Genomic DNA, 16428 nt, shown 5'->3' with positions numbered 1-16428 from the left:
CCCAGTATGTCGACCTCACACCGGCCAGGCTTGGTTGTTTAGGTGGGAAAGGAAGGCCGCGGCGGGATGCAAGAGACCGGCCGCGAAGCGCCGGACGGTTCTTGCTGTCGTCCCCAGTCCCGCCGGGGCACTTTTGGTAGCCCGAGAACGGCTCCGCATCAGCGCCAAGGGGTCGGATTCACGGTTGCTGCAGCGTACCGCCAGGAATAACGAGGGTACCTTGGCCTGGCCTTGAGTATCTGAAGCCTATGAAGAACAAAGCGACGATGATCAAACAAATGACGATGACCGCGACGACGCTGCCAGGACGGTGTCCGGTATCTGGCGGTTGGACCATTGCCTTCCCGCATGGCTATCGCCGTTGACCTTCTTCATTCTCCAGCCGAGCATGACGACTGTCAATGGATGCAGGAGTTGCCCCCGCCGTCTGTTGCGCAAAATGTTTTCCCGTGGGTTAGTGGCGGCGCGTTGAGTTGGCCAAATGATCGATCAACCTCTCCCCGTTCACGGGAGAGGGTATCGTCCTTCGACGAACTCGCGAGGCAGGTGGGCGGCGCGGACTCAACCAATATTACGGGAAGACCGCCGCGTATTCGCTGCGGAAATCCCCGATGACGTCGTCGACCGTCATGTCGGGGTCGCCCTGGAATGTGTACATCGTATTCCACACCGAGTTCAGCCAGTCGGTGTCGGATATGTTGAAAGGATTCTGGACGCTGAAGCCGGGCTTTTTCAGCGAGTCGAGGACGAGCTGGTTGCAGGCGTCGAGCTTGTCGGTCGGAACGTCCAGGCGCACCGGGCTCGATCCCTTGATGGAAGCGAACTCGGCGTTGATCTTGGGGTCGACGACGGTACCGGCGAAGTCGAGCTCTGCCTTGAGCACGTCATCGGGCTGGCCGCCGAGGATGCCGAACGCATCCACCGTCACCGATAGCGCCTTGGTGCCGGGAATGTTGATGCAGCCGAAATCCTCGCCGAGCACCTTCTTGTTGGCCTTCCACTGACCCTTCATCCAGTCGCCATGGATCTGCATGAGCGTCTTGCCCGAAATGACCGTGCTGGTCGTCTCGTTCCATTGCCGGTTCACCCAGCCCGCGTCGGCCTGGCTGGTGATCTTGCGGAACATGTCGATCGCGTCGCGCAGGCCTTTCTCGTCGAACACAGTCTTGTCAGGCGTTTCACCATAGAAGCGGTTGTATATGTCCGGGCCGGCGACGGCAGCGACCAGGGCATGAAAGAGATAGCCGGCCTGAAACGTGTTGCCGCCCACTCCGATGAAGGTGAAGCCGGCCTGCTGGACCTTTTTCATGTCGGCGAACATATCGTCGAGCGAGGCCCATTTGGTCGGGTCGACGCCGGCCTCGGCGGCGACCTTCTTGTTGTAGTAGATCATCCCGTCGATATGGACGCCGGTCGGGATTTTGCGGATCTCGCCGTCGACCTTGATTGACTTCAAAACCGTTTCGGGAAAATTCGGCGTCGCCCCGATCTTGTCGAAATAGGCGTCGAGCGGCTCGCCCAGTCCGCGTTTGGTCAGATCGCGATAAAGGCCAGGCTCGGAGTTGATGAACAAATTGGGTGGTGTGCCGGCGACGATCAGGCTGACCAGCGGGCTGGAGCCGGCCTGCTCGTGCGGCACGGCCATCTCGGTAATCTTATTACCTTTCGCTTCGAACGCCTTGACGATCGCGTTGAGCGCGCCGATCTCGCTCTCATTCGACCATGTATGGAACAGTTTGAGCTCGGTGGCGGCGGCGCTGGCGAACGGCGCGGCGCCGATCGCCAGCGCCAGTCCAAATGCGCCCAGCAGTCTCTTGGACGTCAGTCTTCTGGACATCGTTTCCTCCCTATTGATGTTAAATCCGACTCCGAGTTTCGGCGTCGAAAAGATTGAACCGGTCGGCCGGAAAGATCGCTCTGACGCTGGCGCCGTCCCGCAGCGCGCCGATCTGCGAATGGTCTACATGCACAGCCAGCAGCTCGTCGGCGGCCGCCAAGAAGGCGGTACCGTCGCTACCGGTCTTTTCGCTGTAGCGCAGCGGCAGGTCGAAGATGGCGGCCGGTTTGCCGCCATTCGGCCTGCCGATCGAGAAATGCTCCGGCCGCAAGCCGACCAGCACCTTCATGCCCGTGGCCGGCTGCCTGATGAAGGAATAGTCGGACAGGTCCATCTCGACGCCGGTCGACCGGTGGGTCGCGACGACGCGGTTGCCGGTGAGATCGATCGTCGTCTCGAAGACGTTCATCGGCTGCGAGCCGACAAAACGAGCGACGAAGAGGTTGGCCGGCCGCTCGTAGATCTCGTCCGGCGTGCCGATCTGCTGGATGACGCCGCCGTCCATTACAGCGATCCGCGTCGCCATAGTCATCGCTTCGACCTGGTCATGGGTAACGTAGACGACCGTCTTCTTGAGGTCGTGGTGGAGCTTCTTGATCTCCAGACGCATCTCGGTGCGCAGCTTGGCGTCGAGGTTGGACAACGGCTCGTCGAACAGGAACACGTCGACATTCTTCACCAGCGCGCGGCCGATGGCGACGCGCTGGCGCTGGCCGCCGGACAGTTGCGCCGGACGGCGGTCGAGCAGCGGTTCGATACGCAACAGCTGTGCGGCCCAGGCGACACGCCGCTCTATCTCGCCGCGGTCGAGCCGTTGCGCCGAGAGGCCGAACTTCAGGTTGCCGCGCACCGTTTTTGTCGGATAGAGCGCATAGGACTGGAACACCATGGCCAGGCCGCGGTCCCTTGGGATCGAGATCGGTGACATCGCGGCCGCCGATGGTGATCGAGCCTGCGGTCACCTCCTGCAGGCCGGCAAGCAGGTTAAGCAATGTGGTCTTGCCGCAGCCGGACGGGCCGAGCAGCACCAGGAACTCGCCGTCATTGACGGTGAGGTCGAGATCCTCGAGCACGGTGACGCGCCCGAACTGCTTGACGATATTTTTGAATTCGACCTTCGGCACGGCTATCCCTTGATGGCTCCGGCGGTGATGCCCTGGACGAAGAATTTGCCGAGCCCGAAATAGACCACCAGCGGCGGGATGGCCGTCAGCAAAGCTGCGGCCATGTCGACATTGTAGTGGACCTCGCCGCGCTCCGTGATGACGGTGTTGGCCAGGATGACGGTCATCGGTTGGGCGCCCATGCCGCCAAAGGTGAGCCCGATCAGGAAGTCGTTCCAGACGCTGGTGATCATCAGGATCAGCACGACGATCATGATGTTGCCGGACATCGGCAGGATGATCTCGGCGAAGATGCGCCAGAAGCTACCGGAATCCATGATCGCCGCGTTGATGATCTCGGGCGGCACGTCCTTGTAGAAATTGCGGAAGATCAACGTCAGCAGCGGCATCGCCAGCACGGCGTGGATGACGGCGATCGCCCAAATGGTGCCGTAGATGCCGAGCGAGGCGGTCAGGGCGACCAACGGGATCATGATGATCTGGAACGGCACAAAGGCGCACATGAACAATACGAACAGAAAGGGGCCAGCCCAGCGGACGTTCCACAGAGCCAGCGCGTAGCCGGTGACCGACGCCAGGGCGATCGACAGGAACAGGCTCGGGAACAGAATGGCGAGCGAGATGAAGAATCCGTGCCTGACACCCTCGCACGTCATGCCCGAGCAGACTTCTGCCCAGGCCTTCCACCAGCCTTCGAATGTCCAGGTGGTCGGCAGCGAAAAGACCTCGCCGAGCGCGATCTGGTCCATTGTCTTGAAAGAGGTGACGATCACCACGTAGAGCGGGATCGAAATGAAGGCCGCGCACATGGCGAGGAACACGAGGACGGCGATCGACGCTCCCTTGATGCGGCGGCGCCTACGGGGGTAGACGCGCCCGCCGATGCGCGCGGCCGCTGATGTCTCGTAAGCGGACACGGCATTCATACGGCGGCGGCCTGGCGACGGCGGACTTGCCAGGCGGTGACCAGCATCAGCGGCAGGAAGACGGCAGCCGTGATCAACAGCATGATGACTGCTGAGGCGGACGCGTAACCGATGTTGGAACGGGTCGAATAGGCGTTGATGACGAAATAGGCCGGCGTCCAGGTTGACGTACCGGGTCCGCCATTGGTCATGGCGAGCACGATGTCGTAGGTCTTGACCACGCCGAGCGACAGCAGGATCGCGCAGGTCAGGAACGTGAACTTCAGCATCGGAATGATGATCTCGACGTAGAGCCGCCAGAAGCTCACGCCGTCGAGCTTGGCGGCGCTCCAGATTTCCGTGTTGATCGACTTCAGGCCGGCCAGCATCAGCGCCATGTAGAAGCCGAGCCCGTGCCAGATCGAGGCGAGAATGATGCCGTAGATTGCCGTGGCAGGATCGGCCAGCCAGTTGAAATTGGCGCTTTCCCAGCCCAGCTGGTGCAGGAAGTTCTGGACACCGAGGGCCGGGTTGAATATCCAGCGCCAGACGATGCCGGTGACGATCAGCGACACCGCGAGCGGATAGAGAAAAATCGTCCGGAAGAAGCCTTCGCCGCGCTTTTCCTTCTCGATCATCGCGGCCAGGATGAAACCCAGCACGATGGCGAGCGCGCTGCCGATCGCCAGGACGACGACGTTCCGGAGCGAGGTCATCCAGACGCCGTCGCTGAAAAGCCGGTCATACTGGCGCGCCCAAACTGCGGGGTCGATCGCGTAGTCAGGGAAACGACGCGAACGCGTGAACGACATCCAGATCGTCCATCCGATGGCGCCGGCGAAGGCCACCAGGGTGACAGTGAGCGCAGGAATCAGCGCAAGCTGCGGCGAGACCTTGCTCCACCTGAGCGCCATTCGGGTTCCTCCCTCGAAGGCCTGCCTTAGCCGATCGCGGCTCTGGCAATTTTCATATTAGCGTTAAACCAATCATGACGATATCGCTCTGTCAACAGTGACAAGCAAATCGGGATCAAATGGCACCGGGCATTCGAGAAAACGACGCTGCAGCGCAGCAAACCCGCGCTTTGGCGGGTGAGAATTCATATTGACAAAGCGCGCGGCGGGGAGCAAAGGCGATATTAACGCTCATACGAAATTCGACCTATCGGGAGGAAAACGTCATGAAAGGGATCACCGGCTTCGGCCACGCCGCCATCAAGGTGAAGGACCTGGACGCCAGCCTCGCCTTCTATAGGGACAAGCTCGGCTTTCCCGAGATGCTGCGCCTTCACAATAAGGACGGCAGCACTTGGCTGGTGTATCTCAGGATCACGGAAGAGGTGTTCTTGGAGATATTTCCCGGCGCGGAAAACGATCGCGCTCCCGGCTGGAACGCCAACGGCGTCAATCACATGTGCCTGACGATCGATAATCTTGACAGCTTCTGCCCGGCGATCGAGGCCAACGGCATCAAGCTGACCGCACAGATCAAGGACGGGCTCGACGGCAACCGCCAGGCCTGGATCGAGGATCCTGACGGCAATCGCATCGAGCTGATGGAGATGCACGCCGATTGCCTTCAGTACAAGGGTCTGAAACGGTTGCGCGAAGAGGGATTGCTGCCGGCTTAAGTCCTCTCAGGCAACATGGCCAATGTGACGAGATCTTGCAGAGAACCCGTACCCGACTGAAGGACATCGCGGTGGCCACCGGCTACTCGGCGAACACCGTTTCGCTGGCGCTGCGCGGCAGTCTGCGAATTCCGGAGGAAACGCGCGACCGTATCCAGTCGGCCGCGCAGAGCCTGAACTATTTTCCGAACACCATCGCGCAGGCGCTGGTCAGCCGCGAGACGCGGACGATCGGGCTGGTGCTCACCGACATCATGAACCCGACGCTGACGCTGGTGTCGCGTTTCCTCGAGAGGGAGCTCGCCCAGCGTGGTTATTCCCTGATGCTGGCCGCCAGCGACCACGATTCCGCCAAGGAGTGGAGTGCGCTGAACGTGTTCCGCTCGCGGCAGGTCGACGGCATCCTCATCTATCCGACCAACCACGACCGGCTCGACCACATCCGCGCGGTGCGTCAGGTCGGATATCCCGCACTGGTGCTTGCCGATATTCCGGTTGCCGGCCTCGACGTGGTGGCGATCGACGACCGCAGCGGCGGCTACAAGGCGGTCCGGCACCTGATCGAGCGCGGCCATCGTCGCATCGCCATGCTCGACGCGGCGCAGCTGCTCGGCAACAGCGAAAAGCATGACGGCGCGTTTCGCGCCGTGACCGAGGCAGGGCTTCCCGCCGATGCGCTCGTCGTGGTCAAGCCCGGCGGCCATTCGGCGACCGACGGTTTTCAGGCGATCGGCGAGGCAATGAAGCCGAAGCAGCGGCCGACGGCGCTGTTTGCCACGACCGATTCGCTCGCCATTGGAGCGTTGCGCTGGTGTCGCGAGCAGGGCGTCTCCGTGCCCGGCGAACTGGCGATCGTCGGCTATGACAACACCGAAGCGGCGGACTTCAGCTCGGTGCCGATCACATCGATCAACTATGCCGCCGCCGAGGTCAGCAGCCATGCGGTTGAGCGGATCCTGTCGATGATCGGCAAGCCGTTACCGACGCCGATCGTGACGCTGATCGATCCGGAACTGGTGATCCGCCAATCCACCTGAGGCACGGCGCGTTCGATCGTCAGACACGACCAGCGTGGCAGCGCGATGCGCAGTGGCGGAGCGGACGTTGCTCACCGGTTTCGTGCGCCCTACGTGTGCAGCGAAAGATTGATGTAGCTGAGGGGCTTTCAGTTGCGGCGGCAAAATCGTAAATTCGGTTACGTTTGGGCGGGCATCCTCGCCAAATTGGTCTGACAGAGACATTAAGAAGATAATGAAATGAATATGTTACGCCACAGACTTGCGGTGGCGCCAATGATGGATGGGGAAGATAGATAAATAAAATCAAATGTTTATGAGGGTTTGTGTGCAACAACTGCACACGAAAGTTCTCCTTCTCGTCCATATCCGTTCTTGCGACGGAGTATCCGACCGCACTCTTAGGACGCCTTTTGAATAGCTGCGCTGACTTATCTCGCGAGGGCCGTCGCCAGTGTATCCGCGATCTGCCGTCTGCCAGATGGCGGACGTCACACAAAGCTGATCCCACGCGGCGCTGCTGATGTCCTCGACACCAATGCCCGGCTACGCATGCGTATTGTGCGGGAGCCGTAACAGTGCCTGCGCTCGCTGCAATATCAAAAGATGCTCCGGCTTCAGGGAGGCCACACCCACCGCCCATTCGGTCGGCGGTGAAAGCGCGTCGTTGCAATGCAAGTGAAAAAAACTACCGGGCAATCAAAGCAGACATTTCTGGACTGTTTGTCGAGCGAGGCGGAGTTTGGCGCAACGCTTGAACTTCAGCCGGGACCGAAATGGCCTTACCGTCCGATCCAGATCACGACGCCCGCGAAACACTTCGACTGATCGGTCCCGATCCGCAGAACTGGGTGCCGGATCGGGAGGGCATCGACCACAATGTCTTCATCGTCGGTGGCGGGCAGACGGGCGCGACCTTCGCCTTCGCGCTGAGGCGCGCCGGCATCGGCAAGGTCACGGTCATCGACGCCGCATCGGACGAAGGCAAGGCCGGCATCTGGCTTACCCATGCGCGGATGAACCGGCTGCGGACGCCGAAAGGCCTGCCGGGACCAGAACTCGGTCTGCCAGGCTTGAGCTTTCAGTCATGGTATGAAGCCCGCCACGGTGCGGAAGCGTATGCCGGTTTCGACCGCATCGCGCGGACGGATTGGGCGAGTTACCTGAAATGGTATCGAGAGTTCCTCGGTATCGGCATCCGCTACGGCACGCGTCTCCTGCGCATCGAGCCGGCTGCCGGGCATTTCCGCCTCGATCTCGAAGCGGAAGGCAAACGATCGGTCGAAACAGCGCGCAAGATCATCCTGGCCAATGGCTTTGGCGGCAGCGGCGGTGCGGTGATACCGGATGTGTTCGCAGCTCTTCCCCCGGGTATCGTCGCGCACAGTTCGGCGGCAATCGATTTTGCCTCGCTCAAGGGCAAGGCGATCGCTGTCGTCGGTTCCGCGGCTTCGGCATTCGATGCAGCCGGGACGGCCCTTGAGGCCGGGGCAAAATCGGTGCGTCTCTTTGCCCGCCGCAACAGCATTGCCAGCGTGCCGATCAATCGCGTCCGCGGCTATCCCGGTGCCTATGACAACTATCCGCTGCTGCCGGATGCGGTGCGCTGGCGCCAGGCGCTGCGGTTTCGCGATGCCGGTTCGACGCCGCCACCCGATGCGGTGGAGCGGGTGGTGCGGCACCAGAATTTCCACCTGCACCTCGGCGCCCCATGGACGAAGGCCGGTGTCGACAGCGGTAAGGTCGTCACAGAGATCGCCGGTGAGACGTTTGCCTTCGACTTCGTCATCGCCGGTACCGGCTATTTCGCCGACCCGACACGCAAGCCCGAATTCGCCGATTTCGCCGCCTCTATCCGCCTGTGGCGCGACCAGTACGCGCCGCCCAAAGCAGAACGCGATAAATTCTTCGGCGCCCATCCCTATCTCGGTCTCGGTCATGAATTCCTTGAGAAGGCGCCGGGCGAGGCGCCGTTCCTGAAGGATGTCCATGTCTTCAATCCCGGCGGCTTCGTCAGCTTCGGCCTGCCGATCGGCGATATCCCGTCGATCAGGCGCGATGTGCCCGCCGTGGTTGCCCGCATCAGCCGCGATCTCTTCCTCGCCGATCTCGACAGCCATGAGAGCCGCATAACCGGCAGCCATCCGGCCGAATTCGGCGAAGAGGCCTATGCCTCTGCCGTTTGGCGGCCGGCGCAGACCATCGCGGCGGAATAGACGCATTTCAATGGACAAGTGCCGATGACCTTCAGCCCTGACCTTTCCGACCCGTTCGTCGCCACGGCGGTTGAGTTGCGCGAGATCTTCGATCGGGATGCGGTGGCGCGTGACAAGGCCGGCGGACGGCCGGTCGAACAGATCCGGCTGCTGAAGGAGAGCGGCTTGCCGTCGGCGCAGATTCCCAAGCGCTATGGCGGCAAGGGCGCATCCTGGCTGTCGGTGCTTCGCGTGGTGCGCGAATTCGCCCGCACCGATGGTTCGCTCGCCCATCTCTACGGCTACCATCATCTGCCGCTTAACGGCGTGTTGTTTCGCGGCACGCAGGCGCAAAAGGATCAGCTGCTAACGCGCTCAGCCCGGGAAAACTGGGTCTGGGGCAATTCCGGCAACGCCATGTCAAAGACCTCGACGGCCAAGCGCAACGGCAAGGGCTGGATCCTCAGCGGCTTTCGGCCTTTTTCTTCCGGTTCGCATATCGCCGACTATATCCAGGTCGCCTGGGAGGACGGTCAGGACCGGCTGGCAGCGGCGATCCCGGCCGATCGCGAAGGCATCGTCATCGAGGACGACTGGGATGGTGTCGGCCAGCGCCAGACGGGTTCCGGCAAGGTGACCTTCAAGGATGTGCATGTCTGCGACGACGAACTGATCGGCTCACCCGCGGCGCCGCTAACGCCGTTCCAGACGCTGACGTCACTTTTCCAGCAGGCGGTCCTGCTCAACCTGTTCGTCGGCAGTGCGCAGGGAGCACTGAGCGAAGGGCGCGACTATACGGTCTCGCAATCGCGCCCCTGGATCTATTCCGGCTACGAGAAGCACACGGACGACCCGTTCGTGCAGCGCAAATATGGCGATCTCTATATCCGAACGCTCGCCGCGGCCGAACTCGCCGATGTGGCGGCGAAAAGCCTCGATGCCGCCTATAGCCAAGGCGAGGCCTTGACCCTGGAGCAGCGCGGGCAGACGGCGATCGATCTCGCCACCGCCAATGTCTATGCCGGGCAAATCGGCCTCGATGCCTCGAGCGAGGTTTTCGAGGTGATGGGCGCCCGCTCGGCCACCAAGGCCAACGGCTTCGACAGGTTCTGGCGCAACGTGCGAACGCACACGCTGCACAATCCGGCCGAGTACAAGAAGCGCACCATTGGCACCTGGTTGCTGACCGGGGAATTCCCGGTCGGCGGATTGTATCGCTGAGGAGGCGGGAGACATGGCCAGGCGCAAGGACAAGCTCAAGCTTGGAGCGTTTCTGCTCTTCACCGGCCACCATGTCGCCGCTTGGCGTCATCCGGCGGCGGGCGAGGGAACCAGCCTCAGCGACTACATTGAACTTGCCAGGTTGGCGGAAGCGGCCAAGTTCGACACGATCTTCTTCGCCGACGGCGTCGCGGCGCGGCTGAAGGATCTGGAGGTCGCCAGCCGCAAGGCGCATAGCGGCGTCTATCCGTTCGAGCCGATCACGCTGCTGTCGGCGCTTTCGGCGGCGACCAGGAACATCGGCCTGATCGCCACGGCTTCGACCAGCTATTCCGATCCCTACAATCTGGCCCGCCAGTTCGCTTCGCTCGATCATTTGAGCGGCGGCCGTGCCGGCTGGAACCTGGTCACCTCTTCCGATCCGGAAGCGGCGTTCAATTTCGGCCACGAGGCGCATATCCAGCACGGCGACCGCTACGACCGGGCTGAAGAATTCGTCGATGTGGTGCTCGGCCTCTGGGACAGCTGGGAAGACGATGCCTTCTCGCGCGACAAAGCGAGTGGGCGCTATTTCGACAAGGACAAGCTGCACGTGCTGAACCACAAGGGCCAGCACTTCAAGGTGCGCGGTCCGCTGAACACGCCGCGAACGCCGCAAGGTCATCCGGTTGTGGTCCAGGCCGGGGCGTCCGGTCCGGGCAAGGAGCTGGCGGCTCGTACCGCGGAAGCGATTTTCGCCGCGCAGATCACGCTCGACGAAGCCACCGCATTCTATGCCGACGTCAAGGGCAGGCTCGGCAACTATGGCCGCTCGGAAGATGACCTGAAGGTGCTGCCTGGCATCTTCCCGGTCGTCGGCCGGACCGAAGCCGAGGCGCAGGAGAAGTTCGAACAGCTGCAGGACCTGATCCAGCCGGAAGTCGGCCTCGGCCTGGTGTCGGCGCTGGCTGGCGGCTTCGATCTCAGCTCATACCCGCTCGACGGGCCCGTGCCGGATTTGCCCGAGACCAACGCCGGCAAGAGCCGGCAGGCTCTGGTGATCGACCTGGCACGGCGCGAGAATCTGACCATTCGGCAGCTCTATCTGCGCATCGCCGGCGCCCGTGGCCACTGGCAGGNGAGCGGTTCGAGAATTACGGCGCCGACGGCTTCAACATCATGGCGCCGATCATGCCTGGCGGCTTGAAGGATTTCATCGAACTGGTGGTGCCGGAACTGCGCCGCCGCGGCCTGTTCCGTCAGGAGTATGAGGGCAGGACCTTGCGCGACAATCTCGGCCTGAAGCGGCCGGCAAATCGGTTTTCGCGGTCCGCCGCGGCAGCCGCGGAATAGGCAGACCATGGCGCGCGACAAGCTCTTTCTCATTCAGCCGGGTTTCTCCGACCCGAAACATCCAGGCCGGACATTCGTCTGTCCCTATTGCAACCAGGTCGAAGGGATGCTCGCCGCCTTTCCCGATCTCGCCGCCAGACTGGACGTCGAGCGCGTGCCGTTCGCGAGGCCGAGGGACAAGGTGATCGACGCGCTCGGCGAGCGGCATCAGTCCCTGCCGGTGCTCGTCATCGGCGGCGATCCGCCCACCGACCTGCCGACGGCCAAGGGCCAGGCCTTCGCCGACGACACCAAATGCATTCTTGCGCTTCTGGCCGAGCGCCACGGCTTCCCGCATCTGCATGAGTGACAGCATGACCTTCGATCCCGATACCTCCAATCCATGGATCGCCAAGGCGGTCGAGCTGCGCGACATCTTTGCCCGCGACGCGGTCGAGCGCGACCAGCTTGGTGGCAGGCCGAGCGAACAGATACGCCTGCTCAAGGAAAGCGGCCTGCTCACAATCGTCATCCCCAAGGAATTCGGCGGCGCCGGCGAACCCTATTCGACGGCGCTGAAGATCGGCCGCGAGTTCGCCAAGGTCGACGGCTCGATCGGCCACATCTACGGCTACCATTTCAGCGCATTGATCGCCGCCAGGCTCAATTCGGACGAGCCGCGTTCGGCCGATCTGCTGCGGCGTTCGGCTGCCGGCGACTGGTTCTGGGGCAACACCGGCAACAGCTTTTCCAAAACGCTGTTCGGTCGCAAGGATGGCGAGTGGACGATCGTCAATGGTTTCAAACCCTTCGCCTCCGGCTCGCATGTGGCCGATTATCTTTCGACCTCGTGGGAAGACGAGATCAGCGGCGAGAGGAAATTCGCGGCAATCCCCGCGGACCGTGACGGCATCACCATTCTCGACGACTGGGATGGCATCGGCCAGACGCAGACCGGCAGCGGCAAGGTCGCCTATAAGGACGTCAGGATCCACGACAGCGAGCTGGTGCGCGGCTGGGTCGACGCGTCGTTGCCGATCCGCACCATCGGGCCGCTGCAGCAGCAAAGCGTTTTGCTAAATGTTTTCATCGGCACAGCCCAGGGCGCTCTGCTGGCGGCACGCGACTACACGATCAACAGTTCGCGCCCATGGATGTATTCCGGAGTCGAGCGCCATATCGACGATCCTTGGATCAAGCGCCAGTATGGCGAACTCTGGGTCAAGACGCAGGCGGCGACGGTGCTGGCCGATCGCGCGGCTGCGGCGATCGATCATGCGATCGCCCGCGGCAAGGCGCTGACCGAGGAAGAGCGCGGCGAAGCGGCCGTTGCCGTCGCTGCGGCCAATGTGCTGGCGGGGGATGTCGCGCTGGAGGTCACGACCGAGATTTTCGAGGTGATGGGCGCGCGCTCGGCGGTGCGCAAATACGGCTTCGACCGTTTTTGGCGCAACGCGCGCATCCACACCTTGCACAACCCCGCCGAATACAAGACCCGCACCGTCGGCACCTGGTATCTGACCGGCGCTTACCCCGAGCCCGGCGTGTTTCGATGAGCAGCCGGCAGCTCCATCTCAACGTCAACATCCTGCACGCCGGCTTTTCGCCGGCGGCATGGCGGATGGACGGCGTCGACCCCTATGCCGCCTTCACCGTCGACCACTATGTGCAGGTGGCGAAGATCGCCGAACGCGCCAAGCTCGACGCCGTATTCCTTGCCGACCAGGCGGCGATCTCGGATCGCATCGACTATCGTCCGATCACGTCGCTGGAGCCGACCATCGTGCTGGCGACGATGGCCGCCGCAACAGAGCGCATCGGCCTGATCGCCACCGCTTCAACCAGTTTCAACGAGCCGTACAACATCGCCAGACGCTTCGCGACGCTCGACCATGTCAGCGGCGGGCGCATCGGCTGGAACATCGTGACCACGGCCGATCCCGCCTCGGGTCGCAATTTCGGCCTCACCGGTGCGATCGATCACGGCCGGCGCTACGAGCGGGCGGCCGAATGCGCCGAGATCGTCAAGGCATTGTGGGACAGCTGGGAGGACGATACCTTCATCGGCGACGTGGCCGGCGGGCGCTTCGTCGATGCCGCCAAGGTTCATGCCATCGAGCACAAGGGCGCGCATTTTTCGGTGCATGGGCCGCACAATGTGCCGCGTTCGCCGCAAGGGCATCCGGTGGTCATCCAGGCCGGCGGTTCCGATGACGGCAAGGAGCTCGCCGCACGCCACGCCGAAGCCGTCTTCTCGGCCTCTCAATCCCTCGAAGAAGCGCTTTCCTATGCACAAGAGCTGAAGACACGCGCCCAGATTTACGGCCGCACCGGCGGCGTGCCGCTCAACCTTGCCGGCCTGGCCACCATCATCGGCAGCACCGAGGGGGAAGCGGAGCGGCGGCAAGAAGAGCTGTGGGATCGCATCCCGCTCGACTACAGCCTTGGGCGGCTGTCCGGCGTGCTCGGCATCGATCGCGAGCGGCTGAAGCTCGACGAGAAGCTGCCAGAAGGGATTCAACTGCCCCCCAATGGCGGCCACACCTTCTTCAAGGCCACACTCGCGCTCGCGCGCAGCAACGATTTCACGGTTCGCCAGCTGATCCGGGCGCTGAACGGCAGCACCGGCCACCGCACCATCGTCGGCACGCCGGAGCAGATCGCCGACGATATCGAAAGATGGTTTGTCGCCGGCGCCGTCGACGGCTTCAACCTGATGCCGGACGTGCTGCCGACCGGACTGGAGGTCTTTGTCGATACGGTGGTGCCGATCCTGCGCCGGCGAGGCCTGTTCCGCACGGACTATGAAGGGCGCACGCTGCGAGACCATCTCGGCCTTGTCCGGCCCGAAAGTCGTTTTGCGCCGCAGCCGCACAAGGCGCCAGGGTTGCTCGGGGCCACCCATTGAACGATCATCAAACGACAACGGAGCTGAAAGTCCTGTCATCGACCTCCATGCCCGACAAAAATACAGGCCTGACAATGAGCGCTGATCCCGAATTTCTCTGGTACATACCGAACCAGGTCGATCCCGGTCACCGTGGCGAGCCGGCCGCCGTGGACCACAACAGCCTGGACACACTGACCAGCCACGCGAAGGCGCTTGAGGACCACGGCTGGAAGGGCGCGCTGATCGGTACCGGCTGGGGTCGGCCCGACACGTTTACCGTCGCGGCCGCACTCGCCGCCCGAACCACCTCCTTCGAGCCGCTCATCGCGATCCGCCCGGGTTACTGGCGGCCGGCGCACTTCGCATCAGCCGTAGCCACGCTCGATCAGCTGACTGCCGGTCGCGTGCGTATCAACATAGTGTCGGGCAAGGACAACCTCGCTGCGTATGGCGACAGCGAAGGCGACCAGATACATCGCTATGCCCGCACCAGAGAGTTCATGCGGCTGGTTCGCAAACTTTGGTCCGGAGAGAACGTGACCTTTGCCGGCGAGCACTTCCAGGTCACAGGGTCTACCGTCATGCCCCGCATCCCTGTCCGTTGCGATCGTCGCCATCCCAAGCTCTACTTCGGCGGTGCGTCGGAGGCGGCCGAGCGGGTGTCGGCCAGGGAGGCGGATGTGCAGCTCTTCTGGGGAGAGCCGCTCGACGGCGTCCGGGAGCGGATCGAGCGGCTCAAAGCCTTGAGCAGGGAACTCGACCGAGACCTCCCGCCTCTGGAATTCGGGTTGCGGGTTACCACGCTGGTCCGCGACACCACTGAGCAGGCCTGGGCGGACGCCGAGGCGAAGGTTGACGAGATGGCCAAGGGCAAGGGCGCCGGCTGGAACGATCACGGTCGGGCGGTAGCGGTGGGCCAGCGGCGTCTGCTCGATCTGCACGCGCGCGGCGAGGTCCTGGACGACAACCTCTACACTGCGCCGGGCAAATACGGCGGCGGCGGCGCCGGCACCACCTGGCTGGTCGGCTCGGCCGCCGACGTCGCCCGCGCGCTCGGCAGGTACCGGGATCTGGGCATCACGCACTTCGTGCTCTCGGACACACCGTATCTTTCCGAGATCAAGCGGCAGGGCGATCAGTTGCTTCCGCTTTTGCGCAATGGGGCCCAAGCCGCGCTTCTTGAACCGGCAAGTGCCGGCGAGTGAAGCGTGTGCAGGGAACGGTTTGGATGAAGAGAACGATTTTGGGTCCGGAAGGCCCGCATGTGAGTTCGATCTGCCTGGGATCAATGACCTGGGGTCGTCAGAACACCGAGGCCGAGGCGCACGCACAGCTTGATCGTGCGGTCGAGCGTGGCGTGAATTTCATCGACACAGCAGAGGTCTATCCTGTCAATCCGGTTCGAGAAGACTCGGTCGGTCGAACCGAAAGCTACATTGGAAGCTGGCTCGCGCCGAAAAGCCGCCGTGACGATTTGGTAATTGCCACCAAAGTGTCGGGTCTCGGCCAGGACGTCGTGCGCGGCGGCGCGAAGATCAACGCCGAGACGCTGCGGACCGCGGTTGAAAATTCACTGCGCCGGTTGAGGACGGACTACATCGATCTGTACCAACTCCACGTACCCAACCGAAGTCACTACCATTTTCGCCGGGTCTGGAGCTTCGATCCGTCCGGACAGGTGAAGGCTGAGACTGTGGCCGGCATGGCCGAATGCCTGGAAACGCTCGCCGCGCTTCGCAATGAAGGCAAGATCAGGCATTTCGGGCTGTCGAACGAAACGACATGGGGCATCGCGCAGTGGCTGCGCTTGGCCGATGACGATGTCGGTCCTCGCCCGCTGACGATCCAGAACGAATATTCGCTGCTCTGCCGCTACTACGATACGGACCTCGCGGAGCTTGCCGTGAACGAGGGGGTAACGCTGCTTGCCTATTCGCCTGCGGGAGCGGGTCTGCTCAGCGGCAAATACCGGCCCGACTACTCGCCCGAAGGATCGCGTCGCGCGCTCAATGGCGATCTCGGCGGCCGTTGCACGCCGAGGGTGTGGCCGGCGGTCGACGCCTATATTTCGATCGCCCGGGAGGCCGGCATCCACCCTGTGACGATGGCAGTCGCTTTCGTCCGGTCTCGCCCATTTCCCGTTGTCCCCATCGTCGGGGCGACCAGCGTGGAACAACTGGACCATGCGCTCGATGCAGCCTCGGTCGCACTGTCGCCGGACATACTGGCACGGATCGGCGAGGCGTACAGGGCGCATCCAATGCCATTCTGATGTGACCGGTGCCGCTTCAATCAATCG

At 62.8% G+C, this 16428-nt stretch carries 12 protein-coding genes and 2 pseudogenes; 10 read left to right on the top strand and 4 right to left on the bottom strand.

The genetic code is table 11. From position 1 onward, the window contains the following. Positions 1-571 precede the first annotated feature (571 nt). The 4 genes and pseudogenes from X760_RS47020 to X760_RS47005 all read right to left on the bottom strand — a co-directional run bounded on the left by X760_RS47020 (position 572) and on the right by X760_RS47005 (position 4780). Positions 572-1837, bottom strand: coding sequence for an ABC transporter substrate-binding protein (locus X760_RS47020; protein WP_023717677.1), 1266 nt, complete (start codon positions 1835-1837; stop codon positions 572-574). 19 nt (positions 1838-1856) lie between these two features. Next, positions 1857-2961, bottom strand: a pseudogene (locus X760_RS47015) (ABC transporter ATP-binding protein). Positions 2962-2963: 2 nt separating this feature from the next. Beyond that, the gene (locus tag X760_RS47010) at positions 2964-3887 is read right to left on the bottom strand and encodes a carbohydrate ABC transporter permease (RefSeq protein ID WP_023717676.1); all 924 of its coding nucleotides are present in this window, start codon (positions 3885-3887) and stop codon (positions 2964-2966) included. Next, on the bottom strand, positions 3884-4780 hold the full coding sequence (locus X760_RS47005) for a sugar ABC transporter permease (RefSeq protein WP_023717675.1): 897 nt from the start codon (positions 4778-4780) through the stop codon (positions 3884-3886). Before X760_RS47005 ends, X760_RS47010 begins: the two co-directional genes overlap by 4 nt. A 266-nt stretch (positions 4781-5046) precedes the next feature. Between X760_RS47005 and X760_RS47000 the strand changes: the two genes are divergently transcribed. The 10 genes and pseudogenes from X760_RS47000 to X760_RS46960 all read left to right on the top strand — a co-directional run bounded on the left by X760_RS47000 (position 5047) and on the right by X760_RS46960 (position 16401). After that, the gene (locus X760_RS47000; RefSeq protein WP_023717674.1) at positions 5047-5496 is read left to right on the top strand and encodes a VOC family protein; all 450 of its coding nucleotides are present in this window, start codon (positions 5047-5049) and stop codon (positions 5494-5496) included. Between the two features lie 35 nt (positions 5497-5531). After that, positions 5532-6533, top strand: coding sequence for a LacI family DNA-binding transcriptional regulator (locus tag X760_RS0137225; protein WP_031193584.1), 1002 nt, complete (start codon positions 5532-5534; stop codon positions 6531-6533). 755 nt (positions 6534-7288) lie between these two features. After that, the gene (locus tag X760_RS46995) at positions 7289-8728 is read left to right on the top strand and encodes an NAD(P)/FAD-dependent oxidoreductase (protein WP_023717673.1); all 1440 of its coding nucleotides are present in this window, start codon (positions 7289-7291) and stop codon (positions 8726-8728) included. Between the two features lie 24 nt (positions 8729-8752). Beyond that, complete coding sequence (locus X760_RS46990; RefSeq protein WP_023717672.1) at positions 8753-9928, top strand: acyl-CoA dehydrogenase family protein; 1176 nt, start codon at positions 8753-8755, stop codon at positions 9926-9928. A gap of 13 nt (positions 9929-9941) precedes the next feature. Next, positions 9942-11260: pseudogene (locus tag X760_RS46985) on the top strand (LLM class flavin-dependent oxidoreductase). Positions 11261-11267: 7 nt separating this feature from the next. After that, positions 11268-11609 carry a DUF3088 domain-containing protein gene (locus X760_RS46980; RefSeq protein ID WP_023717671.1) on the top strand — a complete coding sequence of 114 codons (342 nt, stop codon included), beginning with the start codon at positions 11268-11270 and terminating at the stop codon, positions 11607-11609. A 4-nt stretch (positions 11610-11613) separates the two neighbouring features. After that, positions 11614-12795 carry an acyl-CoA dehydrogenase family protein gene (locus X760_RS46975; RefSeq protein WP_023717670.1) on the top strand — a complete coding sequence of 394 codons (1182 nt, stop codon included), beginning with the start codon at positions 11614-11616 and terminating at the stop codon, positions 12793-12795. Continuing rightward, positions 12792-14147, top strand: coding sequence for an LLM class flavin-dependent oxidoreductase (locus tag X760_RS46970; RefSeq protein ID WP_023717669.1), 1356 nt, complete (start codon positions 12792-12794; stop codon positions 14145-14147). Before X760_RS46975 ends, X760_RS46970 begins: the two co-directional genes overlap by 4 nt. 74 nt (positions 14148-14221) lie before the next feature. After that, positions 14222-15334 carry an LLM class flavin-dependent oxidoreductase gene (locus X760_RS46965; RefSeq protein ID WP_023717668.1) on the top strand — a complete coding sequence of 371 codons (1113 nt, stop codon included), beginning with the start codon at positions 14222-14224 and terminating at the stop codon, positions 15332-15334. A gap of 23 nt (positions 15335-15357) precedes the next feature. Next, positions 15358-16401: an aldo/keto reductase gene (locus tag X760_RS46960; protein WP_023717667.1), complete on the top strand. Its 1044-nt coding sequence runs from the start codon at positions 15358-15360 to the stop codon at positions 16399-16401. Positions 16402-16428: the final 27 nt, after the last annotated feature.

Source organism: Mesorhizobium sp. LSHC420B00 (genome assembly GCF_000503055.1).
GTDB lineage: Bacteria > Pseudomonadota > Alphaproteobacteria > Rhizobiales > Rhizobiaceae > Mesorhizobium.
This window is presented reverse-complemented; position numbering and strand designations above follow the sequence as displayed.

Excerpts from the sequence above, each read along its gene's own strand:
- X760_RS47020 (WP_023717677.1), bottom strand. The coding sequence starts at position 1,837 with ATGTCCAGAAGACTGACGTCCAAGAGACTGCTGGGCGCATTTGGACTG.
- X760_RS47010 (WP_023717676.1), bottom strand. The coding sequence starts at position 3,887 with ATGAATGCCGTGTCCGCTTACGAGACATCAGCGGCCGCGCGCATCGGC.
- X760_RS47005 (WP_023717675.1), bottom strand. The coding sequence starts at position 4,780 with ATGGCGCTCAGGTGGAGCAAGGTCTCGCCGCAGCTTGCGCTGATTCCT.
- X760_RS47000 (WP_023717674.1), top strand. The coding sequence starts at position 5,047 with ATGAAAGGGATCACCGGCTTCGGCCACGCCGCCATCAAGGTGAAGGAC.
- X760_RS46995 (WP_023717673.1), top strand. The coding sequence starts at position 7,289 with ATGGCCTTACCGTCCGATCCAGATCACGACGCCCGCGAAACACTTCGA.
- X760_RS46990 (WP_023717672.1), top strand. The coding sequence starts at position 8,753 with ATGACCTTCAGCCCTGACCTTTCCGACCCGTTCGTCGCCACGGCGGTT.
- X760_RS46980 (WP_023717671.1), top strand. The coding sequence starts at position 11,268 with ATGGCGCGCGACAAGCTCTTTCTCATTCAGCCGGGTTTCTCCGACCCG.
- X760_RS46975 (WP_023717670.1), top strand. The coding sequence starts at position 11,614 with ATGACCTTCGATCCCGATACCTCCAATCCATGGATCGCCAAGGCGGTC.
- X760_RS46970 (WP_023717669.1), top strand. The coding sequence starts at position 12,792 with ATGAGCAGCCGGCAGCTCCATCTCAACGTCAACATCCTGCACGCCGGC.
- X760_RS46965 (WP_023717668.1), top strand. The coding sequence starts at position 14,222 with ATGAGCGCTGATCCCGAATTTCTCTGGTACATACCGAACCAGGTCGAT.
- X760_RS46960 (WP_023717667.1), top strand. The coding sequence starts at position 15,358 with ATGAAGAGAACGATTTTGGGTCCGGAAGGCCCGCATGTGAGTTCGATC.